Origin of the sequence: Micromonospora sp. WMMA1976 (assembly GCF_027497335.1) — a bacterium.
Lineage (GTDB): Bacteria > Actinomycetota > Actinomycetes > Mycobacteriales > Micromonosporaceae > Micromonospora > Micromonospora aurantiaca.
On the sequence record NZ_CP114912.1, the window covers coordinates 2,710,080 to 2,727,847 of the forward strand.

At 74.1% G+C, this 17,768-nt stretch carries 17 protein-coding genes and 1 pseudogene; 11 read left to right on the top strand and 7 right to left on the bottom strand.

All coding sequences use genetic code 11. From position 1 onward, the window contains the following. Positions 1–4: 4 nt before the first annotated feature. Together O7546_RS12465 and gdhA are read right to left on the bottom strand one after the other, a co-directional pair. Entirely contained in the window at positions 5–1,363 is a 1,359-nt protein-coding gene (locus O7546_RS12465) for a hypothetical protein (protein ID WP_194801704.1), read from the bottom strand. A 152-nt stretch (positions 1,364–1,515) separates the two neighbouring features. After that, complete coding sequence (gdhA, locus tag O7546_RS12470) at positions 1,516–2,847, bottom strand: NADP-specific glutamate dehydrogenase (RefSeq protein WP_194801703.1); 1,332 nt, start codon at positions 2,845–2,847, stop codon at positions 1,516–1,518. 92 nt (positions 2,848–2,939) lie between these two features. On the opposite strand from gdhA, the gene O7546_RS12475 reads away from it, so the two are divergent. Genes O7546_RS12475 through O7546_RS12490 form a run of 4 tightly spaced genes read left to right on the top strand, consistent with a single transcriptional unit; the run spans position 2,940 to position 5,848 of the window. Beyond that, positions 2,940–3,281, top strand: a complete 342-nt coding sequence (locus O7546_RS12475; RefSeq protein WP_194801702.1) for a MazG-like family protein — start codon at positions 2,940–2,942, stop codon at positions 3,279–3,281. Positions 3,282–3,311: 30 nt separating this feature from the next. Next, positions 3,312–4,145: a hypothetical protein gene (locus O7546_RS12480; protein ID WP_194801701.1), complete on the top strand. Its 834-nt coding sequence runs from the start codon at positions 3,312–3,314 to the stop codon at positions 4,143–4,145. Between the two features lie 16 nt (positions 4,146–4,161). Beyond that, a complete protein-coding gene (locus O7546_RS12485) occupies positions 4,162–5,133 on the top strand; it encodes a pirin family protein (protein ID WP_030269116.1) in 972 nt (323 codons plus the stop codon). Between the two features lie 46 nt (positions 5,134–5,179). Beyond that, a complete protein-coding gene (locus O7546_RS12490; protein WP_194801700.1) occupies positions 5,180–5,848 on the top strand; it encodes a hypothetical protein in 669 nt (222 codons plus the stop codon). 318 nt (positions 5,849–6,166) lie between these two features. Here O7546_RS12490 and O7546_RS12495 read toward each other — a convergent pair whose 3' ends face one another. Continuing rightward, complete coding sequence (locus O7546_RS12495) at positions 6,167–6,436, bottom strand: DUF2795 domain-containing protein (RefSeq protein WP_091427162.1); 270 nt, start codon at positions 6,434–6,436, stop codon at positions 6,167–6,169. A 177-nt stretch (positions 6,437–6,613) separates the two neighbouring features. Between O7546_RS12495 and O7546_RS12500 the strand changes: the two genes are divergently transcribed. Further along, entirely contained in the window at positions 6,614–7,018 is a 405-nt protein-coding gene (locus tag O7546_RS12500) for a DUF2267 domain-containing protein (RefSeq protein ID WP_194801698.1), read from the top strand. A gap of 12 nt (positions 7,019–7,030) precedes the next feature. Here O7546_RS12500 and O7546_RS12505 read toward each other — a convergent pair whose 3' ends face one another. Further along, positions 7,031–8,203 (bottom strand): CaiB/BaiF CoA-transferase family protein, encoded by a 1,173-nt coding sequence (locus O7546_RS12505; RefSeq protein WP_269696843.1) that lies wholly within the window; start codon positions 8,201–8,203, stop codon positions 7,031–7,033. A gap of 241 nt (positions 8,204–8,444) precedes the next feature. Here O7546_RS12505 and O7546_RS12510 point away from each other — a divergent pair, with 241 nt between their 5' ends. From O7546_RS12510 to O7546_RS12525, 4 genes and pseudogenes are all read left to right on the top strand, one after another. Further along, complete coding sequence (locus O7546_RS12510) at positions 8,445–9,479, top strand: TerC/Alx family metal homeostasis membrane protein (protein WP_194801696.1); 1,035 nt, start codon at positions 8,445–8,447, stop codon at positions 9,477–9,479. Positions 9,480–9,529: 50 nt separating this feature from the next. Beyond that, a complete protein-coding gene (locus O7546_RS12515) occupies positions 9,530–10,129 on the top strand; it encodes a sulfite oxidase-like oxidoreductase (RefSeq protein WP_194801695.1) in 600 nt (199 codons plus the stop codon). Between the two features lie 40 nt (positions 10,130–10,169). Beyond that, positions 10,170–10,889 (top strand): ferredoxin reductase, encoded by a 720-nt coding sequence (locus tag O7546_RS12520; protein WP_269698083.1) that lies wholly within the window; start codon positions 10,170–10,172, stop codon positions 10,887–10,889. A 46-nt stretch (positions 10,890–10,935) separates the two neighbouring features. Next, positions 10,936–11,106 (top strand): annotated as a pseudogene (locus tag O7546_RS12525) (DUF6510 family protein); the annotation flags it as partial. Here O7546_RS12525 and O7546_RS12530 read toward each other — a convergent pair. Further along, on the bottom strand, positions 11,032–12,816 hold the full coding sequence (locus O7546_RS12530) for a glycosyltransferase family 2 protein (protein ID WP_281600941.1): 1,785 nt from the start codon (positions 12,814–12,816) through the stop codon (positions 11,032–11,034). The pseudogene O7546_RS12525 and the gene O7546_RS12530 overlap by 75 nt on opposite strands. Before the next feature lie 170 nt (positions 12,817–12,986). Then, a complete protein-coding gene (locus O7546_RS12535; protein WP_194801693.1) occupies positions 12,987–13,634 on the bottom strand; it encodes a C39 family peptidase in 648 nt (215 codons plus the stop codon). A 725-nt stretch (positions 13,635–14,359) separates the two neighbouring features. On the opposite strand from O7546_RS12535, the gene O7546_RS12540 reads away from it, so the two are divergent. Further along, positions 14,360–14,905, top strand: a complete 546-nt coding sequence (locus O7546_RS12540) for a GNAT family protein (protein ID WP_269696845.1) — start codon at positions 14,360–14,362, stop codon at positions 14,903–14,905. A 10-nt stretch (positions 14,906–14,915) separates the two neighbouring features. Here the strand turns inward: O7546_RS12540 and O7546_RS12545 are convergent, their stop codons facing one another. Beyond that, the gene (locus tag O7546_RS12545) at positions 14,916–16,361 is read right to left on the bottom strand and encodes a M20/M25/M40 family metallo-hydrolase (protein WP_281600942.1); all 1,446 of its coding nucleotides are present in this window, start codon (positions 16,359–16,361) and stop codon (positions 14,916–14,918) included. 100 nt (positions 16,362–16,461) lie between these two features. Here O7546_RS12545 and O7546_RS12550 point away from each other — a divergent pair, with 100 nt between their 5' ends. Further along, on the top strand, positions 16,462–17,760 hold the full coding sequence (locus O7546_RS12550) for an NAD(P)/FAD-dependent oxidoreductase (RefSeq protein ID WP_269696847.1): 1,299 nt from the start codon (positions 16,462–16,464) through the stop codon (positions 17,758–17,760). Positions 17,761–17,768 lie beyond the last annotated feature (8 nt).

A 17,768-nucleotide genomic window follows, 5' to 3' on the forward strand; every position in this document is an offset into this window, starting at 1 on the left:
GGGCTCAGCACGGCGGGTAGAGCGGGCGGGTGCCGGTGCCGGCGGCCCGGGCCGCCCGGTCGCTGAACCGGCAGCCGAAGTCCGGCGCCGCCACCGCGCGCCGGTCGGTGACCGCGTCACCGGCCGGCCGCTTCCCGGTACGCACCCAGCGGACCAGGTCGTCCCAGGCGGCACCGGCCTCGGCCGGGCTGAACTCGCAGTGCTGCGCGGTGCGCACCGCCCGCTGCACCAGCAGCCGGGACCGGCCGTGCCGGGCCACGTCCCGGGCGTACGCCTGCTCCATGCCGAACGGCACGAACAGGTCGCCGAGCCCGTGCAGGCTCAGCACCGGCACGGTGGGCCGCCCGGCGATCCGGGGCACCTCCGTCAGACTCGGCGAGAGCCGCTGGCGCAGGTTCTCCGGCGCGACCCGCTGCACCGTCGCGTTCAGGTTGACCGGCTGGTTCGGCGCGTACCTGGTGAACAGGTTCGTGGCGAGCTGGCCGGGCCGCCGGGCGGGGGAGCCGTCCGCCTCGCCGACAGCGATGCCGAACAGGAAGTCCTTCCAGACCGCGAACGCGGCGTCGGCGCCCGGCCGCGGCCCGCCGGAGCGCTCCGCGGTGACCGCGCGCAGCTGCTTTCCGAGGTCGTTGGTGGTGTCCGGGCCGCCCGGGGTCAGCCCGGCCAGGCCGAGCGTGACCTGGATCCGGGGCACCGCCGAGGTCAGGTAGTCGGGCGGCGTCGGGTATGCGCGCACCCCCGCGAGGGCCTGCGCCACCAGGTTGTAGTCCAGGAAGAAGTCGAACAGCTCCTGGTCGCCGAGCACCCCGCACATCGGCAGCGCCCCGGCGTAGAAGCCCGGGTACTGCTCCAGCGACCGGCCGATGACGTGACCGCCCATCGACACCCCGGCGATCAGCACCCGGTGCGGGCGCCGGACGGTACGGCTGAACAGGTCGGCCAGGGCGCGGGTGCTGCGCACCCCGGAGCGCACGTCGTAGCCGTTGCGGTCGTACGACGACGACGCCCACGCGTACCCCTGCGCCACCAGGCGCTGCCGCAGGTCGTAGGCGGGCGGCTCGGGCGACAGCTCGGTGCCCTGGCCACGGTAGCCGTGCGACCACATCACCAGCTCGCCGTTCCAGCGCGCCGGGATCTCGATGACGTACCCGGCGTTCGCGTGCACGCCCTGCCGCACGGTGGTGGCGGCCCCGCCGACGACGAGCGGCGGCAGCGGCGGGTTGACGATGGTGTAGCCGGGCAGCGGGCCGCTGCCGTCGTCGCGGCCGGTGGCGGCGGCGGGGGCCGCGCCGGCGAGGCCGAGCGTCAGCGCGAGGGCAGCGCCGACGGCGAGCACCCGGCGGCGGACGGGTGAGGGCTGCATCGCTGCTCCCCGGGGGACGGGTGCCACCCCGGGACGGGGGTGACGACGCGGGACGGATGCCTACCAGCCGGTAGCGACCTGAACCTAGGCCGGGCGTCGAGGGCTGTCAATCACTGATTGACCACGCCGTCAGCGTCCGTCCCGTCGCCCGCTCACACCAGGCCGTGCGCCAGCATCGCCTCGGCCACCCGCCGGAACCCCTGGATGTTCGCCCCGGCCACGTAGTCGCCGGGCAGGCCGAACTCCTCGGCGGTCGCCCAGCACCTGTCGTGCACGTCCCGCATGATCTCGCGCAGCCGCTGCTCCGACTCGCCGAACGTCCACGTGTCGCGGCTGGCGTTCTGCTGCATCTCCAGCCCGCTCACCGCCACACCGCCGGCGTTCGCCGCCTTGCCCGGGGCGAACCGCACCCCGGCCCGGCCGAGGATCCGCACCGCCTCCGGCGTGGTGGGCATGTTCGCCCCCTCCACCACCGCGACGCAGCCACCGGCGACCAGCGCGGCCGCCTCCGCGCCGCCGATCTCGTTCTGCGTGGCGCAGGGCAGCGCCAGGTCGCAGGGCACCTCCCACACGTTGCGGTCAGCGACCGCCACGGCGTTGCGCGCGTGCTCCGCGTACTCGGCCAGCCGGCCCCGGCGCTGCTCCTTCAGCTCGCGCAGCAACGCGAGGTCGATGCCCTTCTCGTCGACCACGTAGCCGCCGGAGTCCGAGCACGCCACCACCGTGCCGCCGAGCTGATGCACCTTCTCGATCGCGTAGATGGCCACGTTGCCGGAGCCGGACACCACGACCCGCTTGCCCTCCAGGCTGTCCCCGGCCTGGCGGAGCATCTCGTCGGCGAAGAACACCGCCCCGTACCCGGTCGCCTCCCGGCGCACCTGCGCGCCCCCGTACGCCAGGCCCTTGCCGGTGAGCACGCCCGCGTCGTACCGGTTGGTGATCCGCTTGTACTGCCCGAACAGGTAGCCGATCTCCCGGCCGCCCACCCCGATGTCACCGGCCGGCACGTCGGTCTGCGGGCCGATGTGCCGGTACAGCTCGGTCATGAAGCTCTGACAGAACCGCATCACCTCGCGGTCGGAGCGGCCCTTCGGGTCGAAGTCCGCGCCGCCCTTGCCGCCGCCGATGGACAGCCCGGTCAGCGCGTTCTTGAAGATCTGCTCGAACCCGAGGAACTTCACGATGCCCAGGTAGACCGACGGGTGGAAGCGCAGACCGCCCTTGAACGGGCCGAGCGCGCTGTTGAACTCCACCCGGAATCCGCGGTTCACCCGTACCCGGCCCTGGTCGTCCTCCCACGGCACGCGGAAGATGACCTGCCGTTCCGGCTCGCAGACGCGTTCGACCACCTCGGCGTACTCCGGATGCCGGGCCAGGGCCGGACCGATGCTCTCCAGCACCTCGCGGACCGCCTGGTGGAACTCGGGCTCTCCCGGGTTCCGGGCGACCACGCCGGCGAACACCGACTCGACGGTCTCTGGCATCACGGGCACCTCCTCTCGCCTGGGACGCGGGCCCCCTGGCCTGCGTCGCCCCAGGATACGAACGGTGCGCGGGGTGGGGTTCACTGGTCGGCGTGGACGCCACCATCTGGACGACGGCGCGGGACGCGCGCGCCTGGCTCGACGCCGCGAACGGCCGCGGCGACACCGAACTGACCTGTCGCATCCTCAAGATCGGCGAGGAGGCCGGCGAGGTCGCCGCGGCCTGGATCGGGCTGCTCGGGCAGAACCCGCGCAAGGGGGTGACGCACACCCGCGAGGAGGTCGCCGCCGAACTCGCCGACGTGGCGTTCACCGCGCTCGTCGCGATCGAGAGCCTCGGCCTGGACGCGCAGGCCGTGCTGGCCGCCTGCGCCGGCAAGGTGCGGGAACGGACCGGAGTGGGAATGAACCGGGACGCCGACACGGACGTATGACCCCAGGGGGACCGGCGAGAGGGGACGACCATGACCGTATCCGAGGACGACCCCGGCCGGGCCCGGCCCCGCTGGTCCGGCGGAGCCCGGCTGCTCGCGGCGGCGGCGGTGCTCGTGGTGGTGCTCGGCGCGGTGGCGGTGGCGGTGACGCTGTCCAACCCGGCTCGGCTCGGCGTGGTCTTCTCCGGCGGCGCCCCGCCGTCGTCCGCTCCCGGTGGCGGCTCCGGCGGGGCCGGCGCCGCCGAGGTGGCCGGCGCCGAGACGCTCGCCGCGCCCCGCGGCGACCGGCAGCGCGCCCAGTTCGAGCTGGTCGACGGGCTGACCCGGTTCACGCTGCGGGCCGCCGACCTCGGCGACGACCTGTACCGGATCGGCGCGCCGGACGGCTCGGGTGTGACCCCGCGCCCGCAGCTCGTGGGCGACCGGGTCCGGCTGAGGATCGAGGAGAACGGCCGCCCCGGCCCGGCCGCCGTGGAGGTGGTGCTCAACTCCCGGGTCACCTGGCGGCTGCGGCTGATCGGCGGCGTCAGCGAGCAGCGGCTCGACCTGGGTGAGGCCCGCCTCGCCGGGATCGACCTGGTCGGCGGCGCGTCGCGTACCCGGCTGCTGCTGCCCCGGCTCGACGGCTCGCTCATCGTCCGGATGACCGGCGGGGTCAGCGAACTGACAGTCACCGTGCCCGGCGGGCCGCCGGCCCGGGTGCGGGTGGCGTCCGGCGCCGGCTCCCTGACCCTGTACGACGAGCGTCGCGGCGGGATCGCCGCCGGTGACCTGGTCAGCTCGCCGGGCTGGGACCGGGCCGCCGACCGGCTCTACCTCGACCTGGTCGGGGGCGCCAACGCGGTGAGCGTCACCGCGGAGTGAGCGTACAGTCGGGGCGGTGGACCGCACCGAATCCCTGCCCGCGCAGACGCTCCCACCGGGCGTCGGCCCGACCGACCCGGGCAGCGTGCTGCTGCCCGGCCACGACGTCCCGCTCGGCCGCTACACCACTGTGCGCCGGCTGCTGCCGCAGCGGCAGCGCCGGATGGTCGGCGCCTGGTGCTTCGTCGACCACTTCGGGCCCGACGACGTCGCCGACCGGCCCGGCATGGAGGTGCCGCCGCACCCGCACACCGGGCTGCAGACCGTCACCTGGCTGCTCGACGGGGAGATCCTGCACCGCGACAGCCTCGGCAACGTGCAGCCCATCCGCCCGGGCCAGCTCAACGTGATGACCTCCGGGCGCGGCATCGCCCACTCCGAGCGCTCCCCGCTGGTGCACCCGCCCCTGATGCACGGCGTGCAGCTGTGGGTGGCGCTGCCCGACCCGGCCCGCGCCGGTGACCCGGACTTCGCCCACCACGCCGACCTGCCCCGGTTCCGCGACGGCGACCTGGACGTCACGCTGCTCGTCGGCGACCTCGGCGGGGAGCGCTCGCCCGCCGTCGTGCACACCCCGCTGGTCGGCGCGCAGATCGAGGTCCGCGGGCCGGCGCCGGCCACGCTGCCGCTGCGCCCGGACTTCGAGTACGGGCTGCTCGCCATGTCCGGCGCCGCCGAGTGCGACGGCACGGCGCTGGCCCCCGGCGCGCTGCTCTACCTCGGCCTCGGGCGGAACGCGCTGACGCTGCGCGCCGAACCGGGCACCCGGCTGCTGCTGCTCGGCGGTACCCCGTTCGAGGAGCCGCTGGTGATGTGGTGGAACTTCGTCGGCCGCTCGCACGAGGAGGTGGTGGCCGCCCGGGAGGACTGGATGGCCGGCCGCCGCTTCGGCGTGGTCGCCGACGACGCGGCGCCGCCGCTGCCCGCGCCCGCGCTGCCCACCACCCGGCTCAAGGCGCGCGACCGCGGCGGCGACGTACGGGGCTGACCGTCGTACCCCCGAATGCCGCGCCGTCGCCGGGGTAGTCGGCGGCATGCCGACAACCACCGCCCCGCGCGACGTCGCGGAGAAGAAGCGGCTCGCCCGGCGGCTCGCCGGAGACGGCCGCGGGTTCGCCGAGTGCTTCGGGTTCCGGGTGACCAACAACCCGGCCCAGTTGTTCCAGGTGCTGTACCTGGCCGTCCTGCTGGCCCGCAGGGGCGACTTCCACCGCGCCGTCGACGCGGCCGGCGCGCTGCGCGACGCCGGCTGGGACACCGCGGCCCGGATGGCCCGCTCCCGCCACGAGGACCGGGTACGTGTGCTGCGCGCCGCCGGACTGCGCGGTGATCTGGCCGGGATCGCCGACACCATCGGCGACCTGGCCCGCACGGTCGTCGAGACGTACCGGGGTGACCTTCGGCGGCTGCGGACCGCCGCGCACCAGGACCCGGGCGAGGAACGGCGGCTGCTGACCGCGCTGCCCGGAGTGGACGACGAGGTGTGCGACCTGTTCCTGCGCGAGGCGCAGGCGCTGTGGCGCGAGGCGGCGCCGGTGGCCGACCGGCGGGCGCTCGCGGCGGCCCGGCGGCTCGGGCTGGGCCGCACCGCCCGCGACCTCGCCGGACTCACCGGCAGCGGGGAGTCGGAGCAACTGTCGTGGCTGGTCGGAGCGCTGGCGCGAGTGGACCTGGAGCGGCGCTACGCGGAGGTGACCGCCTGAGCGCACGTGCGCCCGGCCACAATTCCGCGATTCTCACCCGTTCGGCTGATGTCGCGTCGTATGATGATCGTGGCAGCGATGCCCGCCCGGTTCGGGCGAACATCTCACCGCTGCGCGGTCGCGACCCGGTTCGGGCGTGAACCGCGCAGGACAGGTGCTGCGTGGCGCCCCAGGTCGCGGTTCGTGACCCGGGGCGCTCGCCTGTCCGGGCACGCCGACCCGCCACAGGGGAGTGCCCACGCGCGACAGTCGTACACCGGCCCTTCTCCGCACGCGCGGAGGCCGGCGGCCGTGTCGCCCGCCGGCCCGCCGCGGTGCTCAGATGCCGCGCAGGTGCTGCGACACGCGCGGGTGGTCGACCCGGGCCTGCGCCGCGCGCTGCGACGGGCTCACCTCGGGCGCCGCGTCGATGCCGGCCGAGCGGGCCACCTCGGTGCCGTTGGCGTAGTCCACCGGGGGTAGCGCGCGCAGCGCCCGCAACACGTCCGGCGGTGCGCCCTCCCGTTCCGCCTCGCGGATGACGTCGTCCTTGCCGGCCGGGTAGTCCAGCGCGGACAGGTACTCAAGGACATCCGTGTAACTCGCCATGGGTCGGGCTCCTCGTGGCAGTAGTCGGGGTCATGACCGGGCGGCGGATACCCGTCGCGCCGCCCCTCACGCCCGCAAGCGCGGAAAACCCGCAGTCGCCGCGCGCCGGTCGCCGGCGCCGTTTCCGGCGCGCCGTCGCGGGTAGCCGCGGTGGGCGCACCGAAGGGGGTACCACGGATGCACTACCTGACCTTCGTGAGCCGGGTCGCCCGGCTCACCGGCACGAGCGAGGACCGGGCCGCCGCACTCACCGGGGCCACGCTGGAGACGCTCGCCGAGCGGCTGACCGGCGGCGAGGTGATGGACCTCGCCGCGCAGCTGCCCAAACAGCTCCAGGGGCTGCTCCGGCCCTATCCGCGCGACGAGGCGGCCGAACGGTTCGGCGCGGCCGAGTTCGCCGCCCGGGTCGCCCGCCGGGCGGACTGCGACGAGAACACCGCCCGGGACGCCGTACGTGCGGTCTTCGTCACGCTGCGCGAGGCGATCCGGGGCGGGGAGTTCCAGGACGTCGTGGTGCAGTTCCCCCGCGACTACCGGGACATGGTGGAACCGGCCCTCGCCCCGGCCGCCGCGCGCCGCTGAACCGGCGGCCGGTCAGCCGATCACGCCGGCGTCGCGCAGCGCGGCGATCCGGCCGGCGTCGACCCCGGCGTCGGCGAGCACCTCGTCGGTGTGCTCGCCCGGCGAGGGCGGTGGGCGCCGCACCGACGTCGGGGTGGCCGAGAAGCGCGGCGCGGGGGCGGGCTGGGTGACCCCGTCCGGCGCGACGAACACGTCCCGGGCGCGCAGGTGCGGGTGCTCGGGCGCCTCGGCCCAGTCGAGCACCGGCGCCACGCAGGCGTCCGTGCCGGCCAGCAGCGCCGTCCACTCGTCGCGGGTACGGGTGCGGAACAGCCGCGTCCAGGCCGCCCGCAGCGCCGGCCAGTTCGCCGGATCGTCCCGGTCCAGCGCGTCCTCCGGCGCGTCCTCGCCGTCCAGCGGGAAGCCGGTGAGCCGGACCAGTTCGGCGTAGAACTGCGGCTCCAGCGCGCCCACCGCGACGTACCGCCCGTCGGCGCACTCGTACGTGTCGTAGAACGGCGCGCCGCCGTCGAGCAGGTTCACCCCGCGCGGGTCCTGCCACAGCCCGATGTCGCGCAGCGCGTGGATCTGCGTCGCCAGCACCGACACACCGTCCACGATGGCCGCGTCGACCACCTGGCCGGGCGCGCCGCCGCGCACCGCGTACAGCGCCGCGACCACGCCGAGCGCCAGCATCATGCCCCCGCCGCCGTAGTCGCCGAGCAGGTTCATCGGCGGCACCGGGCGTTCCCCGGCCCGGCCCACGCCGTGCAGCGCACCGGTCAGCGCCAGGTAGTCGATGTCGTGCCCGGCGCGCTGCGCCAGCGGCCCGTCCTGCCCCCAGCCGGTCATCCGCCCGTACACCAGGCCGGGGTTGGCGGCGAGGCAGTCGTCCGGGCCGAGGCCGAGTCGTTCGGCCACGCCGGGCCGGAAGCCCTCCAGCAGCGCGTCCGCGCCGGCGACCAGGTCGAGCACCAGGTCACGCCCCGCGGGCTGCTTCAGGTCGACGGCGATCGAGCGGCGGTTGCGGTTCAGCAGGTCGCCGGGGAAGGCGCCGAACCCGCCCCCGCCGGCCCGGTCGACGCGCACCACGTCGGCGCCGAGGTCGGCCAGCATCATCGCCGCGAACGGACCGGGGCCGATGCCGGCCAGCTCGATCACCCGTACGCCGGTCAGTGGTCCCTGGTTGGTCACCCGCGTCACCATAGGGGCAGGTGTGGCCCGGCGCCACGCCCTCCGCCGGCGCCCAGTGGTTGACCAGGGCAATCATGCGTGTCCCGACTTGGCGTCCGGTCCGGCGGTGACCTAGCCTTGTGCAGGCGAGGGGAGTACTTCCCACGAATCATTCCGGTCAGTACGGCGAGCCTCCGAGGCGAGCCCCGGGTGGTTGCCCACGAAACGTGGGTGAAGGAGACCTCGAACATGACACGGTGTTCGAGGAGGCTCCATGCCCGAATTGTCGCCCCTGGCTGCGGCCGGGTTGTCGTCTGTCGGCACGCCCACGCTGTGGGCCGTGACGATCGTCGGTGTGCTCGTCCTGCTGGTGCTCGACTTCCTGGTCACCAGGAAGCCGCACGAGGTCTCCATCCGTGAGGCGCTGGGCTGGTCCGCCTTCTACATCGCCCTGCCGCTGGCCTTCGGCGCCTGGATCTGGTCCCGGTACGGCAGCCAGCAGGGCGTCGAGTACCTCACCGGCTACCTGGTCGAGAAGTCCCTCTCGGTCGACAACCTGTTCGTCTTCATGCTGCTGCTGGCCGCGTTCGCGGTGCCCGCCGTGCTCGCCCAGCGGGTGCTGCTCTACGGCATCGCCGGCGCCCTGGTGCTGCGCGGTGTGTTCATCGCGCTCGGCGCCGCCGCGCTCCAGACGCTCGACTTCGCCTTCCTGCTGTTCGCGCTCATCCTGATCGCCACCGCGGTCAAGCTGCTGCGCGACGCCCTCTCCGGGCACGAGCAGGAGGTCGACATCAACAAGATGCGGTCGGTCCGGCTGCTCCGCAAGATCATGCCGGTGGTCGACGACTACCACGGCACCCGGATGACCATCCGGCAGGCCGGCCGGCGGGCGCTCACCCCGTTCGCGCTGGTCGTGGTCGCCGTGCTGGCCACGGACATCGTGTTCGCCGTCGACTCGGTGCCCGCCGTCTACGGCATCACCGAGGACCCGTACCTGGTCTTCGCCACCAATGCCTTCGCGCTGCTGGGCCTGCGCGCGCTGTACTTCGTGCTGCACGCCGCGCTCAGCCGCCTCGTGCACCTCAGCTACGGCCTGGCCGCCATCCTGGCGTTCATCGGCGTCAAGCTCGGCCTGCACTGGGCGCACGGCATCTGGAAGGGCGTGCCGGAGATCCCCACGCTCGCCTCGCTCGGCGTGATCATCGGCGTCCTGGTCATCGTCACCATCACCAGCCTGCGGGCCACCCGCAACAGCGGCGACGGCAAGCGCACCGTCGTGCACGAGGTGCAGGGCGGGGGTTCCGCCTGACTCGGCGGGAACCCCTGCCCCGGCGGTACCGGCGGTGGTACGACTGACGGGTGGGAATCGTCTCGCCCGGCTTCCAGGGCCGGCCCCGTACGTCCGCGCCCGACCTGCCGCCGGGGCAGTACCTCACCGAGGACTTCCCGGTGCTCTCCGCCGGTCCGACGCCACGCGTGCCGCTGGACACCTGGGAGTTCGTGCTGACCAGCGAGACCGGTGCGGAGTACCGCTGGTCCTGGGACGAGCTGATGGGCCTGCCGCAGGACACCCCGACGGTGGACCTGCACTGCGTCACCCGCTGGTCCAAGCTCGGCACCACCTGGCAGGGCGTCTCCCTGGACACGCTGCTCGACGGCGTCGACACCGAGGCCCGGTACGCGCTCGCGCACTCGTACGGCGGCTACACCACCAACCTGCCGCTGGACGACCTGCGCGGCGGGCGGGCGTGGGTGGTGCACACGTACGACGGGGGGCCGCTGCCGGCCGAGCACGGCGGACCGGCGCGGCTGCTCGTACCGCACCTGTACCTGTGGAAGTCGGCGAAGTGGGTGCACGGCATCCGGCTGCTCGCCGACGACCGGCCCGGCTTCTGGGAGACCGCCGGCTACCACGACTACGGCGACCCGTGGCGCGAGCAGCGCTACCAGGGCGACTGAGGTGACCGCGCAGGCGCAGGGCCGCCGCGTCGCGCCGCTGATGTGGCGGGTCGCCCGGCTGGTCGAGCGGCGGATCGAGACGCCCACCGCGCAGACGCTGGTGCTGGACGTGCCCGGCTGGCCCGGACACCTGCCCGGGCAGCACGTCGACCTGCGCCTCACCGCCGAGGACGGCTACCAGGCCGCCCGGTCGTACTCGCTGGCCGGCCCCGCCGACGGCGAGCGGATCGAGGTGACGGTGCAGCGGGTGCCCGACGGTGAGGTGTCGCCGTACCTGACCGACACCTACGCCGAGGGCGACCCGGTGGAGGTACGCGGACCGGTCGGCGGCTGGTTCGTCTGGCGTACCGACGACACCGCGCCGGTGCTGCTCGTCGGCGGTGGATCCGGCGTGGTGCCGCTGATGGCGATGATTCGCGCGCGCCGGGCCGCGGGCAGCCGCACACCGTTCCGGCTCGTCTACTCGGTGCGCACCCCGGACGACGTCATCTACGCCGACGAGCTGCGCCGCCGCGCCCGCGACGACCAGGGCCTGGACGTCGCGTACGTCTACACCCGGTCCGCGCCCGAGGGCTGGCGCGGCGAGCCGCACCGCATCGGCCTGGCCGACGTGAACAGCCACGGCTGGCCGCCCGACCTGGAGCCGCTGTGCTACGTGTGCGGCCCCACCGGATTCGTGGAGACCGTGGCCGACCTGCTGGTGGGGCTGGGTCACCCGACCCGGCGCGTGCGGACCGAACGGTTCGGCCCGACCGGCTGAGACCCGAGGAGGGCGTATGACCGACCTGTCCTACGTGGATGGCAACATGCTCGACGGGCCGCTGCGCGAGTTGTTCGCGGTCGACCTGAGCGCCACCACCGGGCGCTGCGACACCTGCGGCATGACCGGCCCGATGGCCGGGCTACACGTCTACTCGCACGCCCCGGGCCTGGTCGGGCGCTGCCCCGCCTGCGCCGGGGTGATGGTGCGGCTGGTCCGGGCGCCGCAGCGGGCCTGGCTGGACCTGCGCGGCACCACGTACCTCCAGGTGCCCATGCCGGCCGAGCAGGGCTTCCGCGCCGCGCCCTGACGCCTGCGCCGTGGCTGGGCCGCGTCCGGACGTCTGCGCCGTTACCGGTCCGCGCCTGCCGCGCCGGCGCAGCCGCCCGACGAGCTGACCCACAGTGACCGGCACCACGGAGAGCACGAGCTGACCGTTGCGCGGGTCGACGGTCGCCGTCACCCCGTACAGCCGGGCGCCGTGCCGCAGCAGCCGGGGCCGCCCGGCGGCGAGCCGAGGTGCGCGCACCGCGGCCCCGCCGCGCCCGTGACCGCCGTCCACCTCGGCGCGTACCGGATGGCGCTGCCCGCTGGCGGCGCTGGCGGCCAGGAGCCGGTCCAGCGCGAAGTCCGTGCGCAGGGTGCGGCCGGCCGGATCGCCGGCGTCCATCCGGGTGGCGCCCACGACCGGACCGGCCAGCATCCGCACCGGCCCGGCCTCGGTGGCGAACCGGGGGTACGGGCTGCGCGTGGTCACCGTCAGCGTGTGCCCGTCGACCCAGCTCACGTCGACGGTGTCCAGCCGCGCCAGCCAGTCGGCGCGCACGTCGGTGACGTCGGTCCACCGGGCCGGAGCGCCCGGGTAGCCCGCGTGCCAGCGGTCACCGGCGAACACCGTCGCCGGCACGCCCCGGCCGCTGTCCTGCTCGATCACCGCCAGCAGGTCGTCCACCCCGCCCACGGTGACCGCGCCCAGGCGCAGCCGGGCCTCGATGTCGAGCCGGTCCCGCAGGCGGTCGGTGACGTGCCGCCGTACCAGCCGCGCCACCGTGGCGTGCACCCGCTCCTGCGCGGCCCGGTCCAGGTGCCGGAAGTCGTCGCCGACCAGGTTCGCCAGTTCCAGCCCGGCGTGGCGGCGCAGCACCGCGTCCCGGCGCTCCCCGGCGGGGATCAGCTCGGCCACGTACGCGACCAGCCGCTCCACGCTGACCAGGCGCTGCTCGATCCGGCTGTGGTAGGTGATGTTGCGGGCGTCCAGCCGGCGTACGGCGTGGTAGTAGTCGTAGTCGGCGAGCACCGAGATCCGCCGGGCGTGGTAGCAGGCGGTGAGCGTGAACGGCTGGTCGCTGAGCACCGGCATGTCCTCCGGGAACCGCAGCCCGAGCCGGTCCACGAGGTCGCGCCGGAAAAGCTTCGTGTTCGCCAGCGACCACGGCAGGGCCGAGTCGAACAGGCTCACGTCGACCGCGTTGCCGTCGGCGAACACGTCCGAGAAGACGTGCCGGCCGTTGACCCCGACCACCTTCCCGAGCACCACGTCCGAGCCGTACCGGTCGGCGGCGGCGACCAGACGCTCCAGGGCCTCCGGGCCGAGCCGGTCGTCCGAACCGAGGAAGAAGACGTACCGGCCGGTGGCCAGGTCCAGTCCCCGGTTGCAGGGCGACGCCGGGCCACCGGAGTTGGGTTGGTGCACGACCCGCATGGTGCCGGGGTGCTTGGCGGCGTACCGGTCGAGCAGGCGGCCGCTGCCGTCGGTGGACCCGTCGTCCACCGCCACGATCTCCATCCGGTCCGGCCCGATCGTCTGCCGCAGCACCGAGTCGAGGCAGGACCGCAGGTAGCGCAGCGTGTTGTAGACAGGCACGACGACACTCACGTCGGGGCGGCTCGTGGTCGGTGGGTGGTGCGTCGCCTCCTCGGCTGCCACGGCTGCTCCTTCACGGTCGCCCGGACGATCCGGCGCGACCCAGCGTGGTGGAGCGAGCCGTCCGGGTGACGACACCGGCGTGACGGCGAGGTGACCGGAAGGCAGCCGTTGGACACGCGGAAGGGCCCGACCCGTGTTCTGGGGTCGGGCCCTTCGGCATTGTCACTCGGTCAGGAGCTGTAGCCGCGGCTGGCGATCCAGTGGGCCAGGGCGTCCACGTCCATGCGGTACGAGGCCTGGTTCGGGTTGGCCGAGTCGGCGATCGTCACGACCTTCCCGCCGTCGCGGTAGCCGACCACGCTGATGTAGTGGCCACCCTCGAACGAGTGGGCGTTGCCGTCGGTGTCGGTCGCGGTGCCGGCGATGTTCGCCACCACGGCCCGGCCGTCGTCCACCGTGCGCACCACGTCGGCGCGCAGCTTCTCCACCTTGTCACCGGCCTTGTCCACCGGGATCTCGGTCGACTTGTAGACGTCCTTACCGGTCTCCTTGTTCAGCACCGGCGTGATGTCGTTGATGGAGTTGGTGCCGTCCTCGGTGGTGCCCATCTCCTCGGCCATCGCGTGCACGTCGATGTTCTTGCCCTGCACGCTCAGTGCGTTGCGGGCCGCGGCCGGGCCACAGAAGTAGAAGTTGGGCTGCGCCTCGTAGCGTACGTCCAGTTCCCGCTCGCCGTGCTTGCGGTCGGTGGTGACCTGGGCGGCGGCGCGCTCGGCCGGGGTGGCCTGGGCGGCGATGGCGGGGCCGGCGATGCCACCAGCGGTGGCGACGACACCAGCAGCGGTCAGAACGGTCTTGCGCAGCAGAGTGGTAGCCATGATGGTTGCCTCCCTGAAGTGGGGGATCACGCGGCGATGGGGGTGCCGCGCGAAAGGGGGAAAGTCTGGGGTGCCCGTCGAAACCGGGCTGGCGCGCGGGCGACCCGGGGGGCCTGCTCCGCGGCTCGGGGGTTTAACGACGCGCGGGCCGGGGTCATTCCCGGAGACGGCGGGGTGCCCGTCGCTCGGGGATGTAACGACGACCGGGCCGGGTCGATTCCCTGACCTGCCGTGGGTGCCAGGCGGGCCGGTGTCCGGCGCTCGACCCTGCTGCCTGGGCGGTCAGCCATGTACAACGCCCCGCGCCCGCCACCGATTCCACCCGCACGATGGCACCGACCACAGCCACGCCAGGCCAGCACAGCGAACCGGACATCGCCCACCGAACACCCAGCGGCGGTGCGAGCCGCCGTCACAATCCACCCGCCCGCCCACGCGATCTTGCAATTTGGTCCCCAGCGAACCTCGCAAAGCGGGCATCCTCGGGGCATCAGGTGCAAGATCGCGCGAAGCGCCGATCCAAGATCTACTGGGCCGGTGGACCGGCCGGGCGGGCGGCACGTCCGGGCCGGACGGGTGGCCTCACGTCGGGCTGGGACGGGGGCGGGAAGGTCGTGCCGCAAGGGGCGCTGGTGGGGAACACGAACTCCTGCGGCGGCCCGTGTGGCGGTGGGAGAGTGCACCCCGGGTGGGGTGGGGTGGACGCGGTGGCGGAGAGTGGCGCTGTGCGATATCTGCGCAGTGACGGACGCGTCGCCATCCGCCGTCCCCGACCGGCTGACGAGGCGGAGTTCGTCGCCGCCGCCCGGCGCAGCCGCGACCTGCACCATCCGTGGCTCTCCGCGCCCGACGACGCGCAGCGCTACGCGGCCTACCTGCGCAAGATCCGGGGGCGGGACAGCTCCGGGTTCCTGCTCTGCGACCGGGCCACCGGGGACATCGCCGGATACGCGAACATCAGCGGCATCGTGCTGGGCGCGCTGCGCGGCGGTTACCTCGGATACGCGGCGTTCCGCCCGTACGCGGGCACCGGGCACGCCTCGGCCGGGGTGCGGCTGGTGATCGAGTACGCGTTCGGGCCGCTCGGTCTGCATCGGCTGGAGGCGAACATCCAGCCCGGCAACGAGCCGTCGAAGCGGCTGGCGCGGCGGCTCGGCTTCCGGCTCGAGGGGTTCTCCCCGGACTACCTGTTCGTCGACGGTGCGTGGCGGGATCACGAGCGCTGGGCGGTCACCGCCCCGGATCGGGTGGACCCGGCGCCGGGGCGGTGACCGGCCGGCCTCAGCTGCCGGGCTTCGGGAAGGCGACCGGGCTGCGGTGCCCGTCCCGGTCCACCGCCCGTACGCCGAAGAACACGTTGTCCTTGGACAGGTCGATGGTCACCTCGGTGACGTCGCCGACCGGCAGCACCTTCTGCCACTGGTCGGCGGTGGTCTCCCGCCACACCACCTCGTACCCGGCCAGGTCCGGCTCGGGGCCGCGCTGCCACCGCAGGGTGGTGTCGTTCGTCAGGTTCGTGGTCACCACCGTGACGCCCTTGGGCGTGCCCGGCGCCTGGGCCAGTGACCACAGCGTCGCGGCGTTCACCCGCGCCACCCGGGTGATGTAGCCGAAGTCGCAGAACTCGGGCAGGTCGCCGTACTGCACCCCGTCGACCACGCGCACGTCCTGGTGCTGGTGGGCGAAGTCCTCGTTGGGCTCGGTGAACCGGCCCGCCGGCCAGCCCTCGCGCAGGAACGAGATGTGGTCGCTGCCGCGCAGGTAGCGGTCCCGCCGGTAGATGACGCGCACGTCCATGCCGGTGGCGGAGTTCTCGGCCACGTCGGTGACGAAGCGGGCGAGCTGCCGCGACGGCGAGTCGTTCTCGCCGCCGACGGACTGCCGCACGCTCGCCTCGGCCGGGGTCTCGGCGGTCGGCACGCCCTCGGCGAACAACCGCACGGTACGCGGGTCGCGGGTGCCGTCGTCGGCGGTGCTGGACCCGACGATGTCGTTGCTGAACATCGCCTGCACGTCGGCGCCGGCCGCCTTCAGCTGCGACGCCAGGTACGCCGAGCCGTACAGTCCCTGCTCCTCGGCGGCGACGGCGGCGAGCACGATGGTGGCCTCGGTGCGGCGGGTGGACAGCACCCGGGCCAGCTCCATCACCACCGCCACGCCGGAGGCGTCGTCGTCGGCGCCCGGCGCGTCGCTGACCGCGTCCATCACGTCGGTGGCCCGGGAGTCGTAGTGGCCGGTGATGACGTACACCCGCTCGGGCGTGACGTCGCCGCGCACTGTCGCCACCACGTTGGTGATGGTGGTGGGGACGGGGATGCGGGAGGCGGGCTGCTGCACGTACGACTGCAGTTCGACGCTCATCCGCCCGCCGGACGCGCCCGCGTACCCGGAGAGCTGGGCGTGGATCCAGTCGCGGGCGGCGCCGATGCCGCGTACCGGATCGGTCTGGCTGGACAGGGTGTGGCGGGTGCCGAACGCGGCGAGCCGGCGCACGACGGCCTCGATCCGGCGGCTGTCGATCTCGCGCAGCAGCGCGGTCAGCTTGCGGCCGGGCCGCTGCGGCCGGGCCGGACGGCCCGGGCCCGGGGGAGCGCCGGTCGCGGCGGCGGCCGGGGCGGCGGTGAGCGGGGTGGCGACGGCGGCGGCGGTGGCCGCCGCGGAGGCGGTGAGGAAGGTACGCCGGCTGGACCTCGTGGGCCGACCCTCGGCGGTCTCGTGGTTTCCCATCCCGGCATCCTCGCGCCGATCACGAGGAATGTCCATATAGCCGCTGATGGATGGATCATGGGCACGTTTGTCGCAGGTCTGCCCGGGAACGGCAGCAGGCATGACGAAACCACGTGTGGTGATCGTGGGGGCCGGGTTCGCCGGGTACCACGCGGCCAAGACGTTGCGCCGACTGGCCCGCGACCGGGCCGAGATCGTCCTGCTGAACACGACCGACTACTTCCTCTACCTGCCGCTGCTGCCCGAGGTGGCGGCCGGCGTGGTGGAGCCGACCCGGATCGCCGTGCCGCTCGCCGGCACGCTCGACGGCGTCCGCGTGGTGGTCGGCGAGGCGGACCGGGTCGACCTGCAGAACCGGTGGGTCGGCTACCGCTCGATCGAGGGCGAGCACGGGCAGCTCGCGTACGACCGCCTCGTGCTCAGCGTCGGCAGCGTCAACAAGCTGCTGCCGATCCCCGGCGTGACCGAGTACGCCCACGGCTTCCGCGGCCTGCCCGAGGCCCTGTTCCTGCACGACCACGTGGTCCGGCAGGTGGAGCTGGCCGAGCTGACCGCCGACCCGGCCGAGCAGCGGGCCCGCGCCACGTTCGTGGTGGTAGGCGCCGGCTACACCGGCACCGAGGTGGCCGCGCACGGGCAGCTGTTCACCGACCGGCTGATGGCCCAGCGCCCGCACCTGAACGTCCGGCCGCGCTGGATGCTGCTGGACGTGGCGCCCCGGGTGCTGCCCGAACTGGACCGGCGGATGTCGGTCACCGCCGACCGGGTGCTGCGCAGACGCGGCGTGGACGTGCGGATGGGCACCTCGGTCGCCGAGGCCACGCCGGACGGGGTGATGCTCACCGACGGCGAGTACGTCCCGACGTGCAGCCTGATCTGGTGCGTCGGCGTACGTCCCGACCCGTTCGTGGCCGAACTGGGGCTGCGCACCGAGAAGGGCCGGCTGGTGGTCGACGAGTTCCTCAACGTCCCCGGCTACCCGGAGGTGTTCGCCTGCGGCGACGCCGCCGCCGTGCCCGACCCGACCCGCCCCGGGCAGGTGTGCGCGATGACCGCGCAGCACGCCCAGCGGCAGGGCAAGCTGGCCGCGCACAACATCGCCGCCTCGTACGGGCAGGGCGTGCGCAAGTCGTACAAGCACCACGACCTGGGCTGGGTGGTGGACCTGGGCGGCAAGGACGCGGCGGCGAACCCGTTGAAGGTGCCGCTCGCCGGGCTGCCCGCCAAGGCCGTCACCCGCGGTTACCACCTGCTCGCCATGCCCGGTAACCGGCCCCGGGTCGCGGCGGACTGGGCGCTGGACGCGACGCTGCCCCGGCCCGCCGTGCAGCTCGGGCTGGTCCCGGCGAACGCGGTGCCGCTGGAGAGCGAGTCACCGGAGCTGGCCCGCCGCCGCTGAACCGCACA